Genomic DNA, 20,233 nt, shown 5'->3' with positions numbered 1-20,233 from the left:
CCCCGGCTTCCCGCCGTTCATTATCGTAAGGCCAGTTCACCTGCGAGTCTGGCCTTATGAAACGTTACTCAACTGCTCTGTTATTCGGTCTGCTGTCACTCACCAGCCAACTGGCTCATGCCGATATTGTTGATGATGCTATTGGCAACATTCAGCAGGCGATCAACGATGCCTATAACCCCAGCAGCAGCCGCAGCAATGACGACGACGATCGTTATGACCGCAGCCGTCAAATCGACAGTCGACAATACGACGATCGTCGTCGGCAGCTTGAAGACAGACGCCGTCGTTTAGATGAACGTCAGCGTCAGCTGGATGACGACAGACGTCGTCTGGAAGAGGATGAGCGCAGGTTAGAAGACGATTACGATCGAGGCTAAGTGCGGGCTGTTGCCCTCACCCACGGGAGAGGGAGAAAACCTAATCCAGTACCAGCACCATCCCGTCATAGCCCGCTTCTATGCCCTGCGGCAGCGGGTTATCCATCATCCACACGTCAAACTGATGGCTGATGTGCGTCAGGATCACCTGCGGGCAGCCAATTATCTCGTTTAACGCAATCACGGTATTTAAGTCGCAATGGTTTCGCGGCGTTTCCTCGCGCGGTTCATGGCTGCAGTCGATAATCATCGCCTGCGGCTGATTGTTGAGCAGGAACTTCACCGTTTTTTCCGGCAATCCGGCGGTATCGGAAAGCCAGGCCACGCGGCTGTGGGCCGATTCCAGCAAATACCCGAAGGTCAGTTTTGAATGGTTGAGCGGCAGCGGCGTGACCCGCAAACCCTGAAGCTCAAACATCACAAACGGTTCGACCGTGTGGCTGAAATCCAGAATGCCGGGGTGCTTAAACAGGTCGTCGCACCCGGCGTCGTCCGGCGGACCGTAAACCGGAATCGTCGCCCCCACGCCCCAGCGCAGCGGGAACAGCCCCTGAACGTGATCCATATGGTAATGGGTGAGCAAGAACTGCTGGAAGCTGCCCGCCGGCCAGTCGTCCATCAGATGCGGAATACCGGCATCCAGCAGGGTGACGGCATCGTTGAATTTCACCACCGCGCTGCACGGGCGACGGCGATAGTTATCCTGCAGGCGCGCCCGGCGACACGCCGCGCAGTCGCAGCCAAAGACCGGCACCAGCTGGGCGCCACCCGTTCCCGTCAACGTGATGGTCAGACTCATAGCGCACCTCTACAGCGGTTTGGTGAATCGGAAATGGCTCTGCGTGTATCCTTCACGAACGTAAAAACGGTGCGCGTCGGTGCGCTTCACGCTGGTGGAAAGTTCGGTCAGCTCCGCGTCGGCCTGTCGCGCTACCTCTTCCGCCCAGGCCAGCAGCTGACTTCCGACCTTTAACCCTCGCGCCTGCGGCATCACCACCAGCTCCTGGATCTCGCCGATCCAGCGCGCGTGGTGCAGGTGAAACTGCATGTGCAGCCCGATCATGCCGATGACCTGTCCCTCTCTCTCCGCAAGCTGGTAGCGCATGTTGCGATCCTGCAGATTGGCAAGATAGCCCGCGTGGAACGCCTGGCGATCGAACTCTGCCTGCTTGAGCTCGCAGATCAGGGCGTAAACACTCTGCGCATCGTCGGCGGTGGCGGGGCGAAGCTGGCAGTCAGGCATGCTGTTTCTCCTTCTGACGGATAAGCGATAAAAAGGTATCGACTGACTGTAGCAAACTTCCGTCGTTATTGAGGATGTGGCAGTCCGACGGGGCATAGCGGGCCGCACGCTCAAGCCGCAGATCGATCTCACGGGCTGATTCACGCCCCCGGCTTTGCAACCGGCTGCGCAGAACGTCCGGCGAAACCTGCAGGCAGACCGGCAGCAGAGCCGCCTCATAGCGGGCGCGCGCTTGCGGCAGATGCGCACGCGAGCCGTTAACCAGCACGTCGAACCCCGCATGCAGCCAGAGGTCGATTTCGATGCCCACGCCATAGTAATAACCGTTGGCGTGCCAGCTCAGCGCCAGCAGGTTTTGCCCGGCACGGATGAAAAACTCCTGCTCGCTCAGGGCGATATGATTTTCGCTCCCGGCATGGGCCGCGCGGGTAATATAGCGGTGCGCGACCAGCAGCTGCGGATGTTCCCGCTGCCGTAAGGCGGACAGCAGACTGTCCTTACCGGAGCCGGAGGGCCCCATTAACCAGATGAGCCTTCCCATCAGAACACCCTTTTTCCCTGACGCCAGACGTGGTCGATATGAACGTGCTCGCCCTTGCGGTGGGCCAGCACCAGATCCGCGCGTTTACCCTCGGCGATTTCCCCGCGATCCTGAAGATTAAGCGCCGAGGCCGGGTTTTTCGTCACCAGTCGAATCGCCTGCGGCAGCGTAAAGCTGTTGTTCTCGTCGTCGGCAACCCGGAACGCCGCATCCAGCAGGCTGGCGGGGTAGTAGTCGGATGAGAGGATATCCAGCAGGCCGAGGGAGGCAAGCTTGCTTGCCGCGACGTTGCCGGAGTGCGATCCGCCGCGCACGATGTTTGGTGCGCCCATCAGCACGTTCATGCCGTGCCTGCGGGAGGCTTCAGCCGCTTCAAACGTGGTGGGAAATTCGGCGATCACGCTGCCAAGCTGATGGGATTCGCGCACGTGATCGTGCGTGGCGTCGTCATGGCTGGCCAGCGCGATATTGCGGTCACGACACATCGCGGCAATCCTGATACGGTTTGGCTGCGACCACTGGGCGGCAAGCGCCAGCTGCTCTTCCTCGTAGCGGGCCATCTCCGCATCGCTGAGAGAATATTTGCCCTGATAGTATTCGCGATACTTTTCAATGTTGGCGAACTGGCGCTGCCCCGGCGAGTGGTCCATCAGGGAGACCAGCGAGACCGGCTCGCGCCCGACCAGCTTTTCAAACAGCGGCAGGGTGGTGTGGTGCGGCAGCTCGCAGCGCAGGTGCAGACGGTGCTCGGCGCGGTTGAGGCCGCGCTTTTGCGTCTCCTCCACGGCGTTAATCATCTTCTCCAGATTCTCCAGTCGATCGCCGCCGTCGCGCACGTCGCCAATCGCCACCGCGTCCAGCACGGTGGTAATGCCGCTGGCGACCATCAGCGCGTCGTGGCTGCTCATCGCCGAATGGGCGGGCCAGTCGACCTTCGGGCGCGGGGTGAAAAATTTGTCCAGATTATCGGTATGCAGCTCAATCAGCCCCGGCAGCAGCCAGCCGCCTTCACCGTCCATCGCTTCAGGGGTACGGCTTTGGGTTTCGGCAAAGGCGCGAATAACGCCTTCATGAACTTCAACCGAGCCATTAACGACTTCATTTTCCAGCACCAGCCTGACGTTATTGATAATCATGCGTGGACCCCCATCGGGTGCAATCTGTCCGCCACGCGGCTGCGTACGGCGTCGTCGTGGAAGATCCCGACGATCGCCGCGCCGCGCGCTTTGGCCTGTTCGATCAGTTCCACCACGGCGGCGCTGTTTTTGCCGTCGAGCGAGGCGGTGGGTTCATCCAGAAGTAAAATCGGGTAGTCGACGATAAACCCGCGGGCGATATTGACGCGCTGCTGTTCACCGCCGGAAAAGGTCGACGGGTCGAGATGCCACAGGCGCTCCGGCACGTTGAGGCGCGTCAGCAGGCTGGCGGCTTTGGCGGCGCAGGCTTCGCGCGGCACGCCGAGATCCAGCAGCGGCTGCATCACTACGTCCAGGGCGGAGATCCGCGGGATCACCCGCAGAAACTGGCTCACCCAGCCGATCGTCGTGCGGCGCACTTCCAGCACTTTGCGCGCGGGGGCCTGCACCAGATCGACCCATTCATCATTGTGGCGAATGTGAATGTGGCCTTCATCCGGCAGATAGTTGGCGTACAGGGAGCGTAGCAGGGTGGATTTTCCGCTGCCGGAATGGCCGTGCAGCACCACGCATTCGCCGCTGCTGATCTCTAATGAGGCATTTTGCAGCACCGGCAGGCGCACGCCGTTTTGCTGGTGGAGCACAAAGGTCTTACTTACGTTTTGTACGTGGATCATGTTGGCCTCTTAATTCTGCAATACGGACGACACCAGCAGCTGGGTGTACGGATGGTGTGGATCGTCGAGCACCCGGTCGGTTAACCCACTTTCCACCACCTGGCCCTGCTTCATCACCAGCAGACGGTCCGCCAGCAGGCGCGCGACGCCCAGATCGTGGGTGACAATCACCACCGCGAGGTTCAGCTCCACCACCAGGCCGCGCAGCAGGTCGAGCAGGCGCGCCTGCACGGAGACGTCCAGCCCGCCGGTGGGTTCATCCATAAACACCAGCTTCGGATGGGTGACCAGGTTGCGCGCAATCTGCAGGCGCTGCTGCATCCCGCCGGAGAAGGTTGTCGGCAGGTCGTCGATGCGCGAGGCGGGGATTTCCACATCGATCAGCCAGTTCTGGGCGGTGGCGCGGATGTTGCCGTAGTGGCGCGCGCCGGTAGCCATCAGGCGTTCGCCGATGTTGCCCCCGGCTGAGACCTGACGGCGCAGGCCGTCCATCGGGTGCTGATGCACCACGCCCCACTCGGTGCGCAGCAGGCGGCGGCGCCCGGCCTCGCTCATGCCGTACAGCGAGGCGCCCTCATACAAAATGTCGCCGTTCTGCGGCGTCAGGCGTGCGGAGATGGACTTCAGCAGGGTGGTTTTGCCGGAGCCGGACTCGCCGACGATCCCCAGCACCTCGCCCGGCCACAGCTCGAACGACACGTCGCTAAAGCCTTTGCCCGGCGCATACAGGTGAGTCAGGTTATTAACCGAAAGCAGCGGTTTCATTGGCTATTCGCCTCGCTCTGTTGGCGGCAGTAATCGGTGTCGGAGCAGACAAACATCCGTTTGCCCGTATCGTCCAGCACCACCTCGTCCAGATAGCTGTGTTTGGATCCGCAGATGGCGCACGGCTCGTCCCACTCCTGCACCGTAAACGGGTGATCGTCGAAATCCAGGCTTTCCACGCGGGTGTAAGGCGGGACGGCGTAGATGCGCTTTTCGCGCCCGGCGCCGAAAAGCTGCAGGGCGGGCATCATGTCCATCTTCGGGTTATCGAATTTTGGGATTGGCGACGGGTCCATCACGTAGCGCCCGTTCACCTTCACCGGGTAGGCGTAGGTGGTGGCGATATGGCCGAAGCGGGCGATGTCTTCATAGAGTTTGACCTGCATGACGCCGTACTCTTCCAGCGCGTGCATGGTGCGGGTTTCCGTTTCGCGCGGCTCGATAAAGCGCAGCGGCTCCGGGATCGGCACCTGGAAAATTAAAATCTGATCTTCCGTCAGTGGGGTTTCGGGGATGCGGTGACGGGTCTGGATCAGCGTCGCGTCTTCGGTTTTTTCGGTGGTATTGACGCCGGTGACGCGCTGGAAGAAGCTGCGGATCGACACGGCGTTGGTGGTGTCGTCGGCGCCCTGGTCGATGACCTTCAGCACGTCCGCCTCGCCGATCACGCTGGCGGTGATCTGTATACCGCCCGTGCCCCAGCCGTAGGGCATCGGCATTTCGCGGCCGCCGAACGGCACCTGATAGCCCGGAATGGCCACCGCTTTGAGGATGGCGCGGCGGATCATGCGTTTGGTTTGCTCATCCAGATAGGCAAAGTTGTAGCCGCTTAAGTTAGCCATTTTTGCGCTCCCGTTGCAGGCGTTTCAGCAGTTCCAGTTCGGCCTGGAAATCGACGTAGTGCGGCAGCTTAAGGTGCGAGACAAAACCGGCGGCCTCAACGTTATCCGCGTGGGCCAGCACAAACTCTTCGTCCTGCGCCGGGCCTGCAACGTGCTCGCCGTAGTCCGGTGCCTGCAGGGCGCGGTCGACCAGCGCCATTGCCATGGCCTTGCGCTCGCCGAGGCCGAATACCAGCCCGTAGCCGCGGGTAAAGTGCGGGTCTTCGTCTTCCGGGGCGACGAAACCGTTAACCATTTCACACTCGGTCATCAGCAGTTCGCCGACGTTCACCGCAAAACCCAGCTCTTCCGGTACGATTTCAACGTCGATATAGCCGCTGCGAATTTCGGCCGCAAACGGGTGGTTGCGCCCGTAGCCGCGCTGGGTGGAGTAGGCCAGCGCCAGCAGATAGCCTTCGTCGCCGCGCATCAGCTGCTGCAGGCGGGACGAGCGCGAGCACGGGTAAACTGGCGGCGTGCGGGTGATGTCATCCGGCTGCGCGCCTGAATCTTCTTCCGTCTTCGCCAGGCCCTGTTTTGCCAGCATGCTGAAGACGTGCGGAGACGGTTCCTGTTCGGCGTCGGAGGTGCTCAGCTGCGGCGATTCACCGTTCGCCAGCAGGGTAAAATCCAGCAAGCGGTGGGTGTAGTCGTAGGTGGGGCCAAGCAGCTGGCCGCCGGGAACGTCTTTATAAACGGCAGAAATGCGACGTTCCAGGCGCATCTCCGCCGTATTCACCGGCTCGCTGACCGCCAGTTTCGCGAGCGTGGTGCGGTAGGCGCGCAGCAGGAAGAGGGCTTCCACGCTGTCGCCGCTGGCCTGCTTCAGGGCCAGCGCCGCCAGCTCGCGATCGGCGATGCCGCCTTCGGTCATCACGCGGTCGACGGCGAGGTTTAGCTGCTGCTCAATCTGGGCGACGCTCAGCTCGGGAAGCCGTTCATCGCCCCGTCGTCTGTGCGCCTGTAGCGCATGGGCGGCGGCGATGGCCTTCTCGCCCCCTTTGACGGCAACGTACATCAGCACACCTCCACGTGGGTGGTCCGCGGGATTGCCAGCAGGCGCTCGCCGCAGGTCAGGATCAGGTCAATGCCCAGCGGGAACGGGTGCGGGCGCTCGGTCAGCTCGTGAATGATGCACTCCGGCAGCTGCGGCGCGACCATGCGTTCGTCGGCGATGCCTGCCCCCGTGAGGCGCAGCATGCGGCCGCCGCTCAGGCTGGAGACCTGCAGGATCAGCGTGGCGCTGGTCTCCGGGGCGACGGCGCTGCCTTCGCTCAGGGCGTTCAATTGCTCATGGCTGATTTGTTCATCGGCCACGGCAAAAACCGCCTGCTGGGGCTGATCGACCAGCGGGGCGCTAGTGTGAAAACGCAGGTTCTGGCTGGCGATATCGTTCGACAGCGCGCCCGAGAGCCACACCGGGGTGTCGTTGTCGGCAAGCGTCAGCAGCACGCTGGTGGTCGCCAGATTCAGCGGCAGCCAGCCCTGGGAGAGCTGGTGCAGCGAGACGATCACGCCCGGCTCGCTCATCGCCTTCAGCAGGCGACGAAAACTGTGTTGGGCATCCTGGACGGCCTGGGTAAAAGCAGGTTGAAGCGTCATGCGTTGTCTCCGCGAACGAGCGTAAAGAAGTCGACCCGGCTGGTATTCACTTCGGCCTGACGTGCGGCAATGCGCGCGGCGCGGTCGGCTTCCAGCGGGGCAATAAGGGTTTCCATTAGCGTCTGGAAATAGGGTTGTTCCTGTAAAAGCGCGTCGATCACCGCGCAGCGCTCGGCGTGCGCTTTGTCGCGCCCCAGCACGTAGCTGTAGCCCAGCGTGCCGCTGTTCAGGCGGATTGCCGCGCGGGTGAGGGTGGCGTCTCCGGCGAAAAAGCGCTCGCCGGTGCCGCCCATGCGCGCCTGGATCTGAACGAGGCCGATCTCCGGGGCGCGAAGGGTGTCGTAGTCTGGCGTCAGGCTGAGCGCGTTCATGCGGGCAGCCAGCGCGGCAGGCTGGCTGTGGGCCAACACGCGCATCCAGCGCTGTCGGGTGGCGGTGTCGAAGTGCATTCAGTGCTCCATGGTGAATTCGATCATGTCGGCGCGGGTCAGGCTGACGGAGTATTCCGTCGCGTTGATCTCGCCGTCACGGTGGTTGAGGGTGCGCACGCAGAGCAGCGGGGCCATATTGGGGATTTCGAGCACCTTGCTCTCTTTTGCCTGCGCGCGACGGGCGCTGATGCGCGTCTGGGTGCGCTTGAGCGCAATGCCTGTCGCATCCTGAAGAAAATCATGCAGCGAGCCGCTGGAGAAATGCTGGAGCACGGGCCAGAGGGCGAGGTCCGCAAAGTAATGGTCTATCTGGCATACCGCCACGCCGTTAACGCGACGCAGGGTACGCAGGTGAATGACGTCGTCGCCCTCCTGAATACCCAGCGCGTCCGCCACGTGGCTGGAGGCCGGACGCAGCACCGAGAGCAGCTTTTCGCTGGTCGGGTGGCTGCCCTGATCCAGCAGGTTCTGGCTAAAGCGCGCCTGGGCGTTCAGCGGGTAGTCGAACGGGCGCATCAGCACCAGCACGCCCACGCCCTGACGGCGCTGGACCCAGCCGCGCTCGACCAGCTGGTCAATGGCGCGACGCAGGGTGTGGCGGTTCACCTGATAGAGGTCGGCAAGCTGCTGCTCGGCGGGCAGGTAGTCCCCGCAGCGGTAGTGCGTGCGCAGCTCCACTTCGAGCTTTGCCGCAATCTCTTGCCAGCGGGTAGGGTAACTGGTCGGATGTCTGGATAAGTGCATAGAAAACAAAGCCTCGCTTCTCAGATGAAGTGCTTACGCAAACGTTGAGAGAGGAAATCCAGCAGGCTGACGGTGACGATGATGAGCACCATCAGGGCGCAGGTTTGCTGGAACTGGAAGCCGCGAATCGCTTCCCACAGGGTGACGCCAATCCCGCCTGCGCCCACCATGCCGACCACCGTCGCGGAGCGGACGTTGGACTCAAAGCGGTACAGGGAATAGGAGATCAGGAGCGGCATAACCTGCGGCAGGACGCCGTACAGGATCTCTTCGATTTTGTTGGCGCCCGTGGCGCGGATGCCTTCCACCGGGCCGGGCTCGATGGCTTCGACCGCTTCAGAAAGCAGCTTGGAGAGCACGCCGGTGGTGTGGATGAACAGCGCCATCACGCCGGCGAACGGGCCCAGGCCGACGGCGACCACGAACAGCATCGCAAAGACCATTTCGTTGATGGCGCGACAGGCGTCCATCAGGCGACGCATCGGCTGGTATACCCACCACGGCACGATGTTTTCGGCGCTCATCAGGCCAAACGGAATGGAGAGAACGACGGCAAGGGCGGTGCCCCAGACGGCGATTTGCAGGGTGACCGCCATTTCGCTGAGATAGTCCTGCCACTGGCTGAAGTCCGGCGGGAAGAAGTCGGCGGCGAAGGTCGCCATGTTGCCCGCGTCTTTGAAGAGCAGCAGCGGATCCATTTCCGCGCCCTTCCAGGAGATAACCAGCACCGCCAGCAGGATGGCCCAGCTTATGAGCGAGAACCAGCTGCGCTTCGGCGGCGGGAGGATGATGGTTTGCATGTTGGCTCCTTTGGGTTTAGTCCCCTCTCCCTTGAGGGAGAGGGTTAGGGTGAGGGGGAAATGTGCGCGCTGATGCCCTCACCCCGGCCCTCTCCCACGGGGAGAGGGAGAAAGGCACTACTGCACCGCTTTATTCACGCTCGTCATCGCACCGAGCGCGGCGGTCAGGCGGTCGAGGTCTTCCAGCTGGGCCTGAATGGTGGCCACTTTGCTGGTCTTCTCCTCGTCCTTCAGCCCTTTGTTGTCCTTCACGCCCTGCATCTCTTTAAACAGCGCCAGCTGGCGAATCGGGACCAGCTGCAGGTCGCTTGACGGGCGGAACGGTGCCCAGCCCAGACGCGCCAGGACCGCTTTCTCTTCCGGCGTTTTGCCATAGGTCATAAAGAAGTCGTACACCTTGTCCTTGGTGCTCTCGGAGAGATTTTTACGCCAGACGATCGGGTCGCCCGGGATCAGCGGCGATTTCCAGATAACCTTGATCTCTTTCAGCTTGTCCGGCGCGGAAGTTTTCAGCTTGTCGAGGTTCTCGGTGTTGTTGGTGGCGACGTCCACCTGCTTGTTGGCCACGGCCAGGGCGTTGGTTTCGTGGCTGGCGTTCACCGTGCGTTTGAAGTCGCTGGCGGAGGCGTTGTTTTTGGCGAAGACGTAGTAGCCAGGGACAAGGTAGCCGGAGGTCGAGTTCGGGTCGCCGTTGCCGAAGGTCAGCTCTTTGCGTTTGGCGAGCATGTCGTTGAGGTTGTTGATCGGGCTGTCTTTGTTGACGATCAGCACGCTCCAGTAGCCCGGGGAGCCATCTGCCGCGACGGTCTGGGCAAAGACCTGGCCGTTCGCGCGGTCCACCGCTTCCATGGCGGAGAGGTTGCCGTACCAGGCGATGTCCACTTTATTAAAACGCATCCCCTGGATGATTCCCGCGTAGTCCGGGGCGAAGAAGGCGTTCACTTTGATCCCCAGCTTATTTTCCATATCTTTCAGGAACGGTTCCCACTGAGGCTTCAGGTTCTGCTGTGATTCCGTCGAAATAATGCCGAAGTTCAGCGCTTTTTCCTGCTCTTGTGCATACGCCGGGCTTAACAGGGTGCTGAGGCTGAACATGCTGGTAAAGGCCAGCGCGGCAACGGCTTTGTAGCTCATGTACTTTCCTCGGATCGGGTTTAATTAAGCAGCCTGCGCGTTCTCTTCGACGCGGTTAATGCTGCGGTAGAGATGGTCAAAACGTTCGTTATCAAACTGATGGCTCGCGCCATCAAAGAACACATGTCCCTGACGCAGGGCGACAATGCGTTCGCAGTAGCGCAGGGCGTAATCCACCTGATGCAGCGTGACCACCACGGTGATGCCGTCGTTCTGGTTAATGTCGCGCAGGGTTTCCATTACGATGCGGGCAGACTCCGGGTCCAGCGAGGCAATGGGTTCGTCAGCGAGAATGATTTGCGCTTTCTGCATCAGCGCGCGCGCAATCGCCACGCGCTGCTGTTGTCCACCGGACAGGGTGGAGACGCGCTGGTGGGCAAAATGCGCCATGCCGACGCGGGTCAGGGCCTGCAAGGCTTCCTGCTTCTGTGAAGGAGAGAACCAGCGCAGACAGGTGCGCCAGAACGGGGTGCTGCCGAGCGCGCCAATCAGCACGTTCTCCAGCACCGTCAGGCGGTTCACCAGGTTGAACTGCTGGAAGATGTAGCCCGTCTGGGCGCGGCTCTTGCGGATATCGCTGGCGAGACGCCCCGCGCGCTGCACGGTATTGCCCAGCAGCTCGACGTGGCTTTCCGGCGTTTTATCGCAGGTGATAAGACCGCTTAAATGACGCAGAAGGGTGGATTTACCGGAACCGGATGGCCCCAGCAGCGCCACCATTTCGCCCTGCTGGACGGTCAGATCAACGGCATGCAGAGCCTTATTGTGATGGAAGGTCTTGCTCAGTTTCTCGACGCGGATGACGGTTTGCATGTGCTGGGCCTCACGATAAATGTGGCCTCATGCTGGCGCATCAATGTGACATTTGGGTTAAGTCTGGGTTGCGGGAGTTTGAAGAGTTGAGCGGAGTTTGATGACAGGCGGAGGCAGAGCGCCCACCGCCCGAAAATTAGTGCTGCTGCTTAACGACGTTAATCATCCACGGCACGCCGTATTTATCGGTGACTTTACCGAAACCGTGTGCCCAGAAGGTTTCCTGCCAGGCCATGTCGATATTCCCGCCCGCGGCGAGGTTGTTGAACCAGCGTTTGCCTTCATTAACGTCCTGGGTGTCGAGAACCAGCGTGAAGCCCGCGTACTGCGCGTTGCTGCCCGGCGGCATCCCGTCGCTCATCATGATATCGCTGCCCGCAATGCGGACGTTGGAGTGAGCGATAGCCGAATCCGGAAATTGCATACCGGACGGACAGCCTTCTTCGCTGTTATCGCTTTTTGGCATTTCGCCGAAGGTGATTTTATAGAGAAGCTCTGCGCCGACGGCTTGCTGGTAGAAAGAAGTGGCTTCTGCACAGTTGCCGGCAAAAGAGATGTAGGGACTTAACGGCATAATCTTTACCTCACGTAAGAAAAGCCCGTTAAGTGTAGTTCCCGAAAACCCGGTAAGCGAAGCGCCACCGGGCGGGTAAATCAGTTCTTTTTCACGAACTCTGATTTCAGCTTCATCGGACCGAAGCCGTCAATTTTGCAGTCGATATTATGATCGCCTTCAACCAGACGGATATTCTTCACTTTGGTGCCGATCTTCAGCATGGAAGAACTGCCTTTCACTTTCAGATCTTTAATCACGGTTACGCTGTCGCCGTCCGCCAGCAAATTGCCGTTCGCATCTTTTACGACAAGTGCATCAGCATCGTGGGATGGTTCGGCATCATTCCATTCGTGAGCGCATTCCGGGCAGATGAACATGCCATTATCTTCATAGGTGTATTCAGAATTGCATTTTGGGCAGTGTGGGAGTGACATATCGGTATCCTCAAAAAGTGTAAACGCGCTGGAAAGTGCCAGCTAAATGACGGCAGCGTGCCGAAAAAGGCGGCAAGTATAGCGCAAATCCACACGTTTGTCGGTGACATTGTGAATTAAAAAAATGCAAAAAGCGTATCGGGAGTGACACTTCCTGTCAGTCAGTTAAGCGATGCTTACCTCATTAACACGTTGGGAAGAAATGACGCTAAATATATCGAATATTTTATTGCAGCAAATTGCTACGCTCCTTCATTTCGGATAAGGTGAAGCGACACATTGTTATTTATCTCCTGACTTCGCTGCCATCCATATCTTTTGGCAGGGGCGTATTACCTCTCTTTTTAGGTGGGTAAATAATGATGATATATCCTGAAGTTTCTTAAAATTGGGCTACGCTTTTTTCCTTTGGCCGTCAGGCCAGGAGGGGAGCTATACACGCCATGCAAGGATAGCGAATTATTTCTGATTATCATCAATCAGTTATATTTCGGCGGACATGTTTTCCACACGTGATCATATAAGCCTGAACAACATAATTAATACCAGTGGCTTAATAAAAGTAATAAATTTGCGTTAAGGAAAGGCTTTTATCATGCACACACAGACCATTTTTGAATTAAGCCAGGAAGCTGAGCGTTTGCTACAGCTCGCCCGGCAAAACCTTGATACGTTGAAATCAATGCCGACTGCGATGCTGGAGAGCACCGCGGCTGCTATTACGGGTGAAAAGAACAACGTTTTACCTTTGCATTTTAGCGCGCGCGGTGTCGAAGCGCAGCAGGCGATGCTGAATAATGAATTACGAAAAATAACCCGGCTGGAAATGGTCCTGGCTATTGTTGGCACTATGAAAGCGGGGAAATCGACCACCATTAATGCGATTGTGGGGACCGAAGTGTTGCCGAACCGCAATCGTCCGATGACGGCGCTTCCTACCCTGATTCGCCACACGCCGGGTCAGAAGGAGCCGGTGCTGCATTTCTCACATGCCTCGCCCATTGATGAATTGATCCAACTGCTCCAGAAAAAGCTATGCGATTACGATCGAGGAAAGCTCGCCCAGCATCTGGAAATTGATAAAGACATGAATACGCTGCTGGAGCGCATTGAAAAAGGAGAGGCTTTTGAGAAGCATCACCTGGGCGCGCAGCCGATATTTCATTGTCTGAAAAGCCTCAACGACCTGGTGAGGCTTTCCCAGGCGTTAGGGGTGGAGTTTCCGTTCTCTGAGTATGCGGCTATCGAACATATTCCGGTGATTGAAGTGGAGTTCGTGCATCTTGCGGGTCTGGATGCTCACCTCGGACAGCTGACGCTGCTCGATACGCCCGGGCCGAATGAGGCCGGACAGCCGCACCTGCAAAAAATGCTCAGCGAGCAGTTGTCCCGCGCGTCGGCGGTGCTGGCCGTGATGGATTATACCCAGCTTAAATCCATCTCTGATGAAGAAGTCCGCCAGGCCATTTCCGCGGCGGGAAAATCCGTGCCGCTGTATGCGCTGGTCAATAAATTCGATCAGAAAGATCGCAATAGCGACGATGAAGAGCAGATCCGGGCGATGATCTCCGGCACCTTAATGAAAGGCAATATTTCGCCTGGCCAGATCTACCCCGTTTCGTCCATGTGGGCCTATCTGGCGAACCGCGCTCGCTACGAGATGAGTACCCACGGACAACTGCCGGATCATCAGGAGCAACCCTGGGTACAGGACTTTGCCGAAGCGGCGCTTGGGCGACGCTGGCGTACGGCGGACCTGGACGATATCGACCATATTCGTCATGCTGCCGATTTGCTCTGGGAAGATTCGCTTTTCGAACAACCGATACGCAAGCTGATTTACGCCGCCTATGCCAATGCCTCGCTTTACGCGCTGCGTTCGGCCTCGCATAAGCTGCTCAACTACGCACAAAATGCCCGGGAGTACCTCGACTTCCGCTATCAGGGGCTGACGGTTGCCTTTGAGGCTCTGGAACTGAATATCGCACGTCTGGAAGAGGACATGGCGCTTCTCCAGACGCGTCAGAGCGTGGTGAGCGATGAGGTGAAACATGAAGTTGAGGAGGCGCTGAACGCTACAGCGGACTTTATGGGAGCGCAAAAAACCGCGCTTAACCAGGCGATTGGCGAGGTGTTCAGCGCTCAGCATATTCTTGATTTAGCAGGTATCGATCGGCAGAATCCTCACGATGACGAGCTGAAGCAGCTGGTTCTGGACGATGAAGGGCAGGCGCAGATCGCGCTGAGTAAAATCCGCTCCTCCTGCGAACTGGTGATGCTGGATGCACAGACGAAAATCTGCCGGGAGCTGGCGTTACGCTTCGACCAGCTTGAATCTACGCTGGCGCGTTCCCTGAACGAAGCCATGCGCCCCATCGAAACGCGTATTAAAGAGCATCTGAGCCATGCGGGTTTTCGGGCGCGAATCAGTTTCCCGGCGTTTCAGGCTCACCAGCTCAACTTCAATACGCGGGCGCTGTTTAACGATGCGATAGCGCAGGATGACAGCCAGGCAGGCCCGTCATCAGGCGGGAGCAGCATGCGAGAAACGGTCTCTCGCTGGCTCAATAATCCGGGCTGGGGCTGGGATGAGTATGTGGAAACGCGCACGCGCTATGTTATCGATATTGCGCAGCTACATGACAAATTTAAGCAACATATTGAGCTGTTTTGTGAACAAATACGTAAAGCTTTGTCCGCGCAGGTCGATGTCTCTGTTACGGCAGGAATGGCGACGTTCTTTGCAGAATTCTCGCTGTGCCTGACCGGGTTACAGGAAAGCTTGCGTGATAGCCTCGCAGTGCGTCAACAGAATGAGCATTCAACCCGAGCGCTCTGCCAGCTGTTGAAGCAAAGTATTACGACTGCGGCGTGGATACAGGAAGATACCCGACTGTTACGCGATGATATTCAAACTCTATTCGCGGCAGAGCAACCATGACAACACCACTACTGGACGGCCCCGGGCGAACGCTGGAGTGTATTAATCCAAAATTTATGGTCGATCTGGTTCAGGGAGTGGACGCGGCGCGTCATCCTCACCTGGGACCACAACAGCTTCAGTTTCGTGAGCGTTTGACTCAGGAAATCATGACGCATACCCGGCTGCGCCCCTGGGCGATGGCGGGTATGCTCAATGAAAATGCGGCGCTGCGCCTGGGACTGGCGGAAAAACTGGCCGGCATGCTTGACCCGGGTCATCTCGCGCTGACGCTGATGGCAGAGAAACTGATTGCTTTGCGCCAGCAGACGCACCCGCGCGCCCAGCAGTCCCCCGGTCTGATGCAGCAGTACGCTGAACTCGCTTCTCATTTTACCCAACGCGCCGCCTATAAAGAGAAGGCGCTAACCCAGCGCGGGCTGACGGTGCAGGCGGGTGAGCATAGCGAGCAGATTTTTACCCGCTGGCGGGCCGGGCATTATGATGGCTGGTCGCTGGCCGGGCGCTGTTTTATCGTCCTGGAAGAGCTGCGCTGGGGGGCATTTGGTGACGCATGCCGCCTCGCGAATGAAGATGTGGCGGCAATGCTTAAGGATAACCTGCGCAGCATGGCGGCTAACTATCTGGCACAGGGCATCAATGCGTCCCCCACGACCCGCCATTTCTATCACCAGTGGCTGACAACGCCGGCCTCTCCGGGTTTAATCGATCATAAAGACATGCTGGGCTGGCTGGGGGACTGGTGTCAGGCGGATCAACATCCGGTGAGCTGGTCAGTGACGCAAAACTGGCAGACCGTCGCGCTGGGTATGCCGAGGCTTTGTTCGGCAAAACGGCTTGTGGACGGGATGGTGGAAGAGATTTTTGGCTAAATCCCTCACCCTCTCCCCGTTGGGAGAGGGAATGGTGCGGTGTGTTAATGATTCATTTCTATCGGCTTCGGTTCAGGCAGGGTCTCTTGCATATTCCCGTAGCGTTTCGCATACAGCGCCGTGATGATAGGGACCAGAATCGCGGTGACAATTACGCTCGCGGCAACCAGTGCCGTCGCTGAAGCGGCGACCGGTTCGAAGGCTGGGTTAATTTGGGCGATAATCACCGGGTTTGCAACAGCAGCACCCGCGGCTGAAGAGGCGGCGACGCCGGCCGTGCCGTTTCCTCCTCCGATGACGCGGTCGGCAATAATCAGCGGAATACCGGTGATGACGATCACGGCGACACCCAGCACAATGCCCAGCAGGCCGGTATCGAGAATGACCTTCAGGTTGATGGTGTTCCCCAGTGCGAAACCGAAGAACGGGATCAGCACCGGCGTGGCTTTGCTGAAGAAATCACGCAGATCGCGGTCGAGATTGCCAAGGGCGAAACCGACCAGGAAGGGCAGGATTGCGCCGACAAAGTGGTGCGGTTCAAACGAGGCCAGGCCAGCAGACCCCAGGATCAGCATCGTCATCAATGGGCCGGACTCCAGAGACATCAACACAAATGCGCCGGACTCTTCTTTCGTCCCGTACTGATTCATCAGGCTGGCGTACAATCCGCCGTTGGTCATATCCATCGCCGAGACAATCGCCAGGACCGATAAACCCGCAAAGAACCCGGTCTGAATTCCATTCTCCGGAATGAACATCGCGCATATCATTGCCACCGCCCAGGCTACCGCTATTTTGGTGATCACCAGCGTGCCGGATTTCCGTAATACTGTCCCCGTTGCCCGTAAATTAATGGATGCGCCGATACAAAAAAACCAGACGGCAAGAATGGGAACCGTGCCTGTTATCATGCCTTTTGTGAAACCGCCAAAATAAGCTCCGGTATTGGGAGCAAGGGTATTCAGGATCGCGCCCAGTACCAGCGGAACCAGCATCATGCCGCCGGGTATACGTTCTATCGTGGCTTTAATCTTCATAGACAAACCTCACATCGGATCCCGCAGTACGGGGGATAGGTGTTAAAAATTAGTCAATAAATTCAATTGATTGCTCGTATTGCTTGTGGTGCTTTTTCGAAAGCCCTGCAACAAAATTAAATGCGTGCTCTCAATTAACCTTTTCCTTAAACACGTAAAACGCTGAATTCGGATTTATGATGCGATCATTGGAATATTGATTCAATGAAAATAAAACATCGTTTTAGTTATCTTTATCACATATTCAATGTAAAACCTGAGGCCGGTTCCTGCTGATGAAGATTTATGTAAACCTGATGTGAATTAACGTGGTTTGTTTTTCTGTTACGAAAGAAATAATGACGTGCGGGAGGATGTTCTTTAGGTGGGGTAAGGAAGTACTTATTGGCACTCCTTGACAAAAATTTGCCTGAGTTGACTAGACACGAAAATATGTGTGAAGTTGATCACAAATATAAACGCTGGTAGGGTAAAAAGGTCATTAACTGCCCAGGCAGGCGTCAACAGGTTCGGTTGTATCGACGTAAAACGTCAATGTAAGTAAACCTGCTACGCTTGAATAAGGCGATTCGCATGGAGCGGATCCCATGGTTCACAGAACGCTAACTGGACTGTGAAACAGACAGGGCCGAGTCAACGAGGATAGCTATGCTGAGAAGGAAAAAGATTAAACCCATCACGCTTCGCGACGTCACCATTATTGATGACGCAAAGCTGCGTAAAGCCATTACCGCAGCCTCGCTCGGTAATGCGATGGAATGGTTCGATTTTGGTGTCTACGGCTTTGTGGCCTATGCGTTAGGTAAAGTGTTTTTCCCCGGGGCCGATCCCAGCCTGCAGATGATCGCCGCACTGGGTACGTTCTCCGTTCCCTTCCTGATTCGCCCGCTGGGTGGTCTGTTCTTCGGTATGCTCGGCGATAAATATGGTCGTCAGAAGATCCTGGCCATCACCATCGTCATTATGTCGATCAGTACATTCTGTATCGGCCTTATACCGTCTTACGCCACCATCGGCATTTGGGCACCGATTCTCCTGCTGATATGTAAGATGGCGCAGGGCTTCTCCGTGGGCGGTGAATATACCGGTGCTTCAATCTTTGTTGCCGAGTATTCCCCGGACCGTAAGCGCGGATTTATGGGGAGCTGGCTGGACTTCGGCTCGATTGCCGGGTTTGTCATGGGCGCGGGCGTAGTGGTACTGATTTCAACCGTGGTGGGCGAAGATAACTTCCTCGACTGGGGCTGGCGTATCCCGTTCTTCCTGGCATTGCCGCTGGGGATAATTGGTCTTTACCTGCGTCATGCGCTGGAAGAGACGCCTGCTTTCCAGCAGCACGTCGAAAAACTGGAACAGGGTGACCGCGAAGGGCTGCAGGATGGTCCGAAGGTGTCGTTCAAAGAGATTGCCACTAAGCACTGGCGCAGCCTGCTGACCTGTATTGGTCTGGTGATTTCGACCAACGTGACCTACTACATGCTGTTGACCTACATGCCGAGCTATCTGTCGCATAACCTGCACTACTCGGAAGATCACGGTGTGCTGATTATTATCGCCATCATGGTGGGTATGCTGTTTGTGCAGCCGATTATGGGCCTGTTGAGTGACCGTTTTGGTCGTCGACCGTTCATTATCCTGGGAAGCGTTGCGCTGTTTGCTCTGGCAATTCCGGCATTCATTCTGATTAACAGTGATGTGCTGGGGCTGATTTTTGCCGGTCTGCTGATGCTGGCGGTGATCCTTAACTGCTTTATCGGGGTGATGGCATCAACGTTGCCCGCGATGTTCCCGACGCACATTCGCTACAGCGCGCTGGCCGCGGCCTTTAACATCTCGGTGCTGATTGCCGGTCTGACCCCGACGCTTGCCGCCTCGCTGGTCGAGAGCACGCAGAACCTGATGATGCCGGCTTATTACCTGATGGTGATTGCGGTGATTGGTTTGATTACAGGTCTTACCATGAAGGAGACGGCGAATCGCCCTCTGAAAGGCGCAACACCTGCGGCGTCTGACATCCAGGAAGCGAAAGAGATCCTGCGCGAGCACTACGATAACGTAGAGCAGAAGATTGAGGATATTGACGCAGAGATTGAAGAGCTGCAGAAAAAACGCTCCCGACTGGTGGACCAGCATCCACGCATCAATGAGTAATAAAGAAACCCGCCAACGGCGGGTTTTCTTTTATTAGCATCCGGCAGCGATGTAGTCGCCATTGGCGCTGACGGGGATCACCGTCAGGAACAGCACCGTCGCAAACAGGATCAGGACTATCCCTCCGGCTATTTTGACTGCCGGTACGAGCCATCTCAATGAGGCGCTCTCTCCGAACCAGGTCACCGTGCGCTCGCGGGCGTAACGTACAGCCAGGGAAAGCCCCACAATAGAAAGTGCGGTGCCCAAAGACATGGTCATGACCGCGGCTACCCCCCAGGTGACAATGCCCAGCGCGTTCGAAAACATCAGAATCATGATCGCCCCGCTGCACGGACGTGCGCCAATCGCCAGAATGACGCCCAGGCGCGTTTTCCAGTCGCCCTGCGTCAGGTCTGTACCTACGCCGTGATGTCCGCAGCCACAGTGTTCATCATGCTGATGAAGCGGCTTGATGGCGGAGATAGTCATCCTGCGCGGGCGCAGGCTCTTCAGCGCCTGGTAAATGACAAAAGCACCGAATGCGCCAATAAGCACTGCGCTTATCTTCTCCACGTACCAGCGGCTGGTACTGATATCCCCTGAGGCGAGGTTAAACCCTACCGCCAGAATAAAGACAAACAGAATGGCGCTGACCCCCTGCATCAGGCTACCCAGGAAGGGGACAACCCGGGCGGCCAGTTCGCTTTCCTTATTGGTGGTCAGATAGGTCGTCACGATGAACTTTCCGTGTCCGGGTCCGATGGCGTGAAGGACACCATAAAGGAAAGCCCCCGTTAACAGCCATAATCCGCCGCTGTACTGGTGGTTATTAAGCTGCAGCAGATACATCACCAGATAGCGGTGCAGCGTAATTTGCGTGGCGAGACACCACTGGATAAAAGCGTTCCAGTGCGCATGCAGGGTAAAACCCGCAAAGAGGATTGCCAGCAGCAGCAAACCTGCGGTAGGGAGACGCCAGTCGCGGGCGAGGCGTTGTGTGGTCATGAGGGGGGCCTGCACAGGGGAGACTATTTGCCGCTAGTATAGTTGATCTTCCCGCTCAATTCGTAGGATCGCCTCGCGATCCGCTCATGATTGTGGATAACTTTGTGC

General features: G+C 57.8%; 22 protein-coding genes. 4 read left to right on the top strand and 18 right to left on the bottom strand.

Going from position 1 to position 20,233, the window contains the following annotated elements; translation table 11 throughout:
* Window positions 1-56 precede the first annotated feature (56 nt).
* Window positions 57-380 (top strand): DDRRRQL repeat protein YjdP, encoded by a 324-nt coding sequence (gene yjdP, locus ACWKXN_RS18235; RefSeq protein WP_033144428.1) that lies wholly within the window; start codon window positions 57-59, stop codon window positions 378-380.
* Between the two features lie 40 nt (window positions 381-420).
* Here the strand turns inward: yjdP and phnP are convergent, their stop codons facing one another.
* The 16 genes from phnP to ACWKXN_RS18155 all read right to left on the bottom strand — a co-directional run bounded on the left by phnP (window position 421) and on the right by ACWKXN_RS18155 (window position 12,137).
* Window positions 421-1,179, bottom strand: coding sequence for a phosphonate metabolism protein PhnP (gene phnP / locus ACWKXN_RS18230; protein ID WP_094935049.1), 759 nt, complete (start codon window positions 1,177-1,179; stop codon window positions 421-423).
* Between the two features lie 9 nt (window positions 1,180-1,188).
* Complete coding sequence (phnO, locus tag ACWKXN_RS18225) at window positions 1,189-1,623, bottom strand: aminoalkylphosphonate N-acetyltransferase (protein WP_182931448.1); 435 nt, start codon at window positions 1,621-1,623, stop codon at window positions 1,189-1,191.
* Window positions 1,616-2,167 (bottom strand): ribose 1,5-bisphosphokinase, encoded by a 552-nt coding sequence (gene phnN, locus ACWKXN_RS18220; protein ID WP_236903190.1) that lies wholly within the window; start codon window positions 2,165-2,167, stop codon window positions 1,616-1,618. The genes phnO and phnN overlap by 8 nt, the downstream gene beginning before the upstream one ends.
* A complete protein-coding gene (gene phnM / locus ACWKXN_RS18215; RefSeq protein WP_454544115.1) occupies window positions 2,164-3,300 on the bottom strand; it encodes an alpha-D-ribose 1-methylphosphonate 5-triphosphate diphosphatase in 1,137 nt (378 codons plus the stop codon). The genes phnN and phnM overlap by 4 nt, the downstream gene beginning before the upstream one ends.
* Window positions 3,297-3,977, bottom strand: a complete 681-nt coding sequence (phnL, locus tag ACWKXN_RS18210) for a phosphonate C-P lyase system protein PhnL (protein ID WP_454544114.1) — start codon at window positions 3,975-3,977, stop codon at window positions 3,297-3,299. The genes phnM and phnL overlap by 4 nt, the downstream gene beginning before the upstream one ends.
* Window positions 3,978-3,986: 9 nt before the next feature.
* Window positions 3,987-4,742 carry a phosphonate C-P lyase system protein PhnK gene (phnK, locus tag ACWKXN_RS18205; protein ID WP_182382927.1) on the bottom strand — a complete coding sequence of 252 codons (756 nt, stop codon included), beginning with the start codon at window positions 4,740-4,742 and terminating at the stop codon, window positions 3,987-3,989.
* On the bottom strand, window positions 4,739-5,584 hold the full coding sequence (gene phnJ, locus ACWKXN_RS18200; RefSeq protein ID WP_033144435.1) for an alpha-D-ribose 1-methylphosphonate 5-phosphate C-P-lyase PhnJ: 846 nt from the start codon (window positions 5,582-5,584) through the stop codon (window positions 4,739-4,741). Before phnJ ends, phnK begins: the two co-directional genes overlap by 4 nt.
* Window positions 5,577-6,641 (bottom strand): carbon-phosphorus lyase complex subunit PhnI, encoded by a 1,065-nt coding sequence (locus ACWKXN_RS18195; protein ID WP_454544113.1) that lies wholly within the window; start codon window positions 6,639-6,641, stop codon window positions 5,577-5,579. The genes phnJ and ACWKXN_RS18195 overlap by 8 nt, the downstream gene beginning before the upstream one ends.
* Window positions 6,641-7,225: a phosphonate C-P lyase system protein PhnH gene (gene phnH, locus ACWKXN_RS18190; protein WP_454544112.1), complete on the bottom strand. Its 585-nt coding sequence runs from the start codon at window positions 7,223-7,225 to the stop codon at window positions 6,641-6,643. Before phnH ends, ACWKXN_RS18195 begins: the two co-directional genes overlap by 1 nt.
* Complete coding sequence (gene phnG, locus ACWKXN_RS18185) at window positions 7,222-7,674, bottom strand: phosphonate C-P lyase system protein PhnG (protein ID WP_033144437.1); 453 nt, start codon at window positions 7,672-7,674, stop codon at window positions 7,222-7,224. The genes phnH and phnG overlap by 4 nt, the downstream gene beginning before the upstream one ends.
* On the bottom strand, window positions 7,675-8,400 hold the full coding sequence (gene phnF, locus ACWKXN_RS18180) for a phosphonate metabolism transcriptional regulator PhnF (protein ID WP_454544111.1): 726 nt from the start codon (window positions 8,398-8,400) through the stop codon (window positions 7,675-7,677).
* A gap of 20 nt (window positions 8,401-8,420) precedes the next feature.
* Entirely contained in the window at window positions 8,421-9,200 is a 780-nt protein-coding gene (phnE, locus tag ACWKXN_RS18175; RefSeq protein WP_454544110.1) for a phosphonate ABC transporter, permease protein PhnE, read from the bottom strand.
* A gap of 117 nt (window positions 9,201-9,317) precedes the next feature.
* Window positions 9,318-10,334: a phosphonate ABC transporter substrate-binding protein gene (phnD, locus tag ACWKXN_RS18170; RefSeq protein WP_224979807.1), complete on the bottom strand. Its 1,017-nt coding sequence runs from the start codon at window positions 10,332-10,334 to the stop codon at window positions 9,318-9,320.
* A 24-nt stretch (window positions 10,335-10,358) separates the two neighbouring features.
* The gene (gene phnC / locus ACWKXN_RS18165; protein WP_033144439.1) at window positions 10,359-11,147 is read right to left on the bottom strand and encodes a phosphonate ABC transporter ATP-binding protein; all 789 of its coding nucleotides are present in this window, start codon (window positions 11,145-11,147) and stop codon (window positions 10,359-10,361) included.
* A 136-nt stretch (window positions 11,148-11,283) separates the two neighbouring features.
* On the bottom strand, window positions 11,284-11,721 hold the full coding sequence (gene yjdN, locus ACWKXN_RS18160) for a VOC family metalloprotein YjdN (protein ID WP_167818950.1): 438 nt from the start codon (window positions 11,719-11,721) through the stop codon (window positions 11,284-11,286).
* 80 nt (window positions 11,722-11,801) lie between these two features.
* Window positions 11,802-12,137 carry a zinc ribbon domain-containing protein YjdM gene (locus ACWKXN_RS18155; protein ID WP_023310096.1) on the bottom strand — a complete coding sequence of 112 codons (336 nt, stop codon included), beginning with the start codon at window positions 12,135-12,137 and terminating at the stop codon, window positions 11,802-11,804.
* 595 nt (window positions 12,138-12,732) lie between these two features.
* Here ACWKXN_RS18155 and crfC point away from each other — a divergent pair.
* Both crfC and ACWKXN_RS18145 read left to right on the top strand, forming a co-directional pair.
* Window positions 12,733-15,078, top strand: a complete 2,346-nt coding sequence (gene crfC, locus ACWKXN_RS18150; RefSeq protein ID WP_182072921.1) for a clamp-binding protein CrfC — start codon at window positions 12,733-12,735, stop codon at window positions 15,076-15,078.
* Window positions 15,075-15,950, top strand: a complete 876-nt coding sequence (locus ACWKXN_RS18145; protein WP_033144442.1) for a diguanylate cyclase regulator RdcB family protein — start codon at window positions 15,075-15,077, stop codon at window positions 15,948-15,950. Before crfC ends, ACWKXN_RS18145 begins: the two co-directional genes overlap by 4 nt.
* A gap of 44 nt (window positions 15,951-15,994) precedes the next feature.
* On the opposite strand, the gene kdgT is transcribed toward ACWKXN_RS18145, so the two are convergent.
* Window positions 15,995-16,987, bottom strand: coding sequence for a 2-keto-3-deoxygluconate transporter (gene kdgT / locus ACWKXN_RS18140; protein ID WP_033144443.1), 993 nt, complete (start codon window positions 16,985-16,987; stop codon window positions 15,995-15,997).
* Window positions 16,988-17,635: 648 nt separating this feature from the next.
* Here kdgT and proP point away from each other — a divergent pair.
* Window positions 17,636-19,138: a glycine betaine/L-proline transporter ProP gene (gene proP, locus ACWKXN_RS18135; protein ID WP_029740241.1), complete on the top strand. Its 1,503-nt coding sequence runs from the start codon at window positions 17,636-17,638 to the stop codon at window positions 19,136-19,138.
* Between the two features lie 33 nt (window positions 19,139-19,171).
* Here the strand turns inward: proP and ACWKXN_RS18130 are convergent, their stop codons facing one another.
* A complete protein-coding gene (locus ACWKXN_RS18130; RefSeq protein ID WP_454544109.1) occupies window positions 19,172-20,125 on the bottom strand; it encodes a nickel/cobalt transporter in 954 nt (317 codons plus the stop codon).
* Window positions 20,126-20,233 lie beyond the last annotated feature (108 nt).

It is taken from the genome of Enterobacter sp. UPMP2060, from assembly GCF_053709655.1.
Note: the sequence above shows the minus strand (reverse complement) of the source record. Positions and strands in the feature narration are given on the sequence as shown.

Excerpts from the sequence above, each read along its gene's own strand:
- yjdP (WP_033144428.1), top strand. The coding sequence starts at position 57 with ATGAAACGTTACTCAACTGCTCTGTTATTCGGTCTGCTGTCACTCACC.
- ACWKXN_RS18195 (WP_454544113.1), bottom strand. The coding sequence starts at position 6,641 with ATGTACGTTGCCGTCAAAGGGGGCGAGAAGGCCATCGCCGCCGCCCAT.
- phnH (WP_454544112.1), bottom strand. The coding sequence starts at position 7,225 with ATGACGCTTCAACCTGCTTTTACCCAGGCCGTCCAGGATGCCCAACAC.
- phnF (WP_454544111.1), bottom strand. The coding sequence starts at position 8,400 with ATGCACTTATCCAGACATCCGACCAGTTACCCTACCCGCTGGCAAGAG.
- ACWKXN_RS18155 (WP_023310096.1), bottom strand. The coding sequence starts at position 12,137 with ATGTCACTCCCACACTGCCCAAAATGCAATTCTGAATACACCTATGAA.
- phnP (WP_094935049.1), bottom strand. The coding sequence starts at position 1,179 with ATGAGTCTGACCATCACGTTGACGGGAACGGGTGGCGCCCAGCTGGTG.
- phnL (WP_454544114.1), bottom strand. The coding sequence starts at position 3,977 with ATGATCCACGTACAAAACGTAAGTAAGACCTTTGTGCTCCACCAGCAA.
- yjdN (WP_167818950.1), bottom strand. The coding sequence starts at position 11,721 with ATGCCGTTAAGTCCCTACATCTCTTTTGCCGGCAACTGTGCAGAAGCC.
- kdgT (WP_033144443.1), bottom strand. The coding sequence starts at position 16,987 with ATGAAGATTAAAGCCACGATAGAACGTATACCCGGCGGCATGATGCTG.
- phnD (WP_224979807.1), bottom strand. The coding sequence starts at position 10,334 with ATGAGCTACAAAGCCGTTGCCGCGCTGGCCTTTACCAGCATGTTCAGC.
- phnG (WP_033144437.1), bottom strand. The coding sequence starts at position 7,674 with ATGCACTTCGACACCGCCACCCGACAGCGCTGGATGCGCGTGTTGGCC.
- phnJ (WP_033144435.1), bottom strand. The coding sequence starts at position 5,584 with ATGGCTAACTTAAGCGGCTACAACTTTGCCTATCTGGATGAGCAAACC.
- ACWKXN_RS18145 (WP_033144442.1), top strand. The coding sequence starts at position 15,075 with ATGACAACACCACTACTGGACGGCCCCGGGCGAACGCTGGAGTGTATT.
- crfC (WP_182072921.1), top strand. The coding sequence starts at position 12,733 with ATGCACACACAGACCATTTTTGAATTAAGCCAGGAAGCTGAGCGTTTG.
- phnK (WP_182382927.1), bottom strand. The coding sequence starts at position 4,742 with ATGAAACCGCTGCTTTCGGTTAATAACCTGACTCACCTGTATGCGCCG.
- proP (WP_029740241.1), top strand. The coding sequence starts at position 17,636 with ATGCTGAGAAGGAAAAAGATTAAACCCATCACGCTTCGCGACGTCACC.
- phnC (WP_033144439.1), bottom strand. The coding sequence starts at position 11,147 with ATGCAAACCGTCATCCGCGTCGAGAAACTGAGCAAGACCTTCCATCAC.
- phnM (WP_454544115.1), bottom strand. The coding sequence starts at position 3,300 with ATGATTATCAATAACGTCAGGCTGGTGCTGGAAAATGAAGTCGTTAAT.
- phnO (WP_182931448.1), bottom strand. The coding sequence starts at position 1,623 with ATGCCTGACTGCCAGCTTCGCCCCGCCACCGCCGACGATGCGCAGAGT.
- ACWKXN_RS18130 (WP_454544109.1), bottom strand. The coding sequence starts at position 20,125 with ATGACCACACAACGCCTCGCCCGCGACTGGCGTCTCCCTACCGCAGGT.
- phnE (WP_454544110.1), bottom strand. The coding sequence starts at position 9,200 with ATGCAAACCATCATCCTCCCGCCGCCGAAGCGCAGCTGGTTCTCGCTC.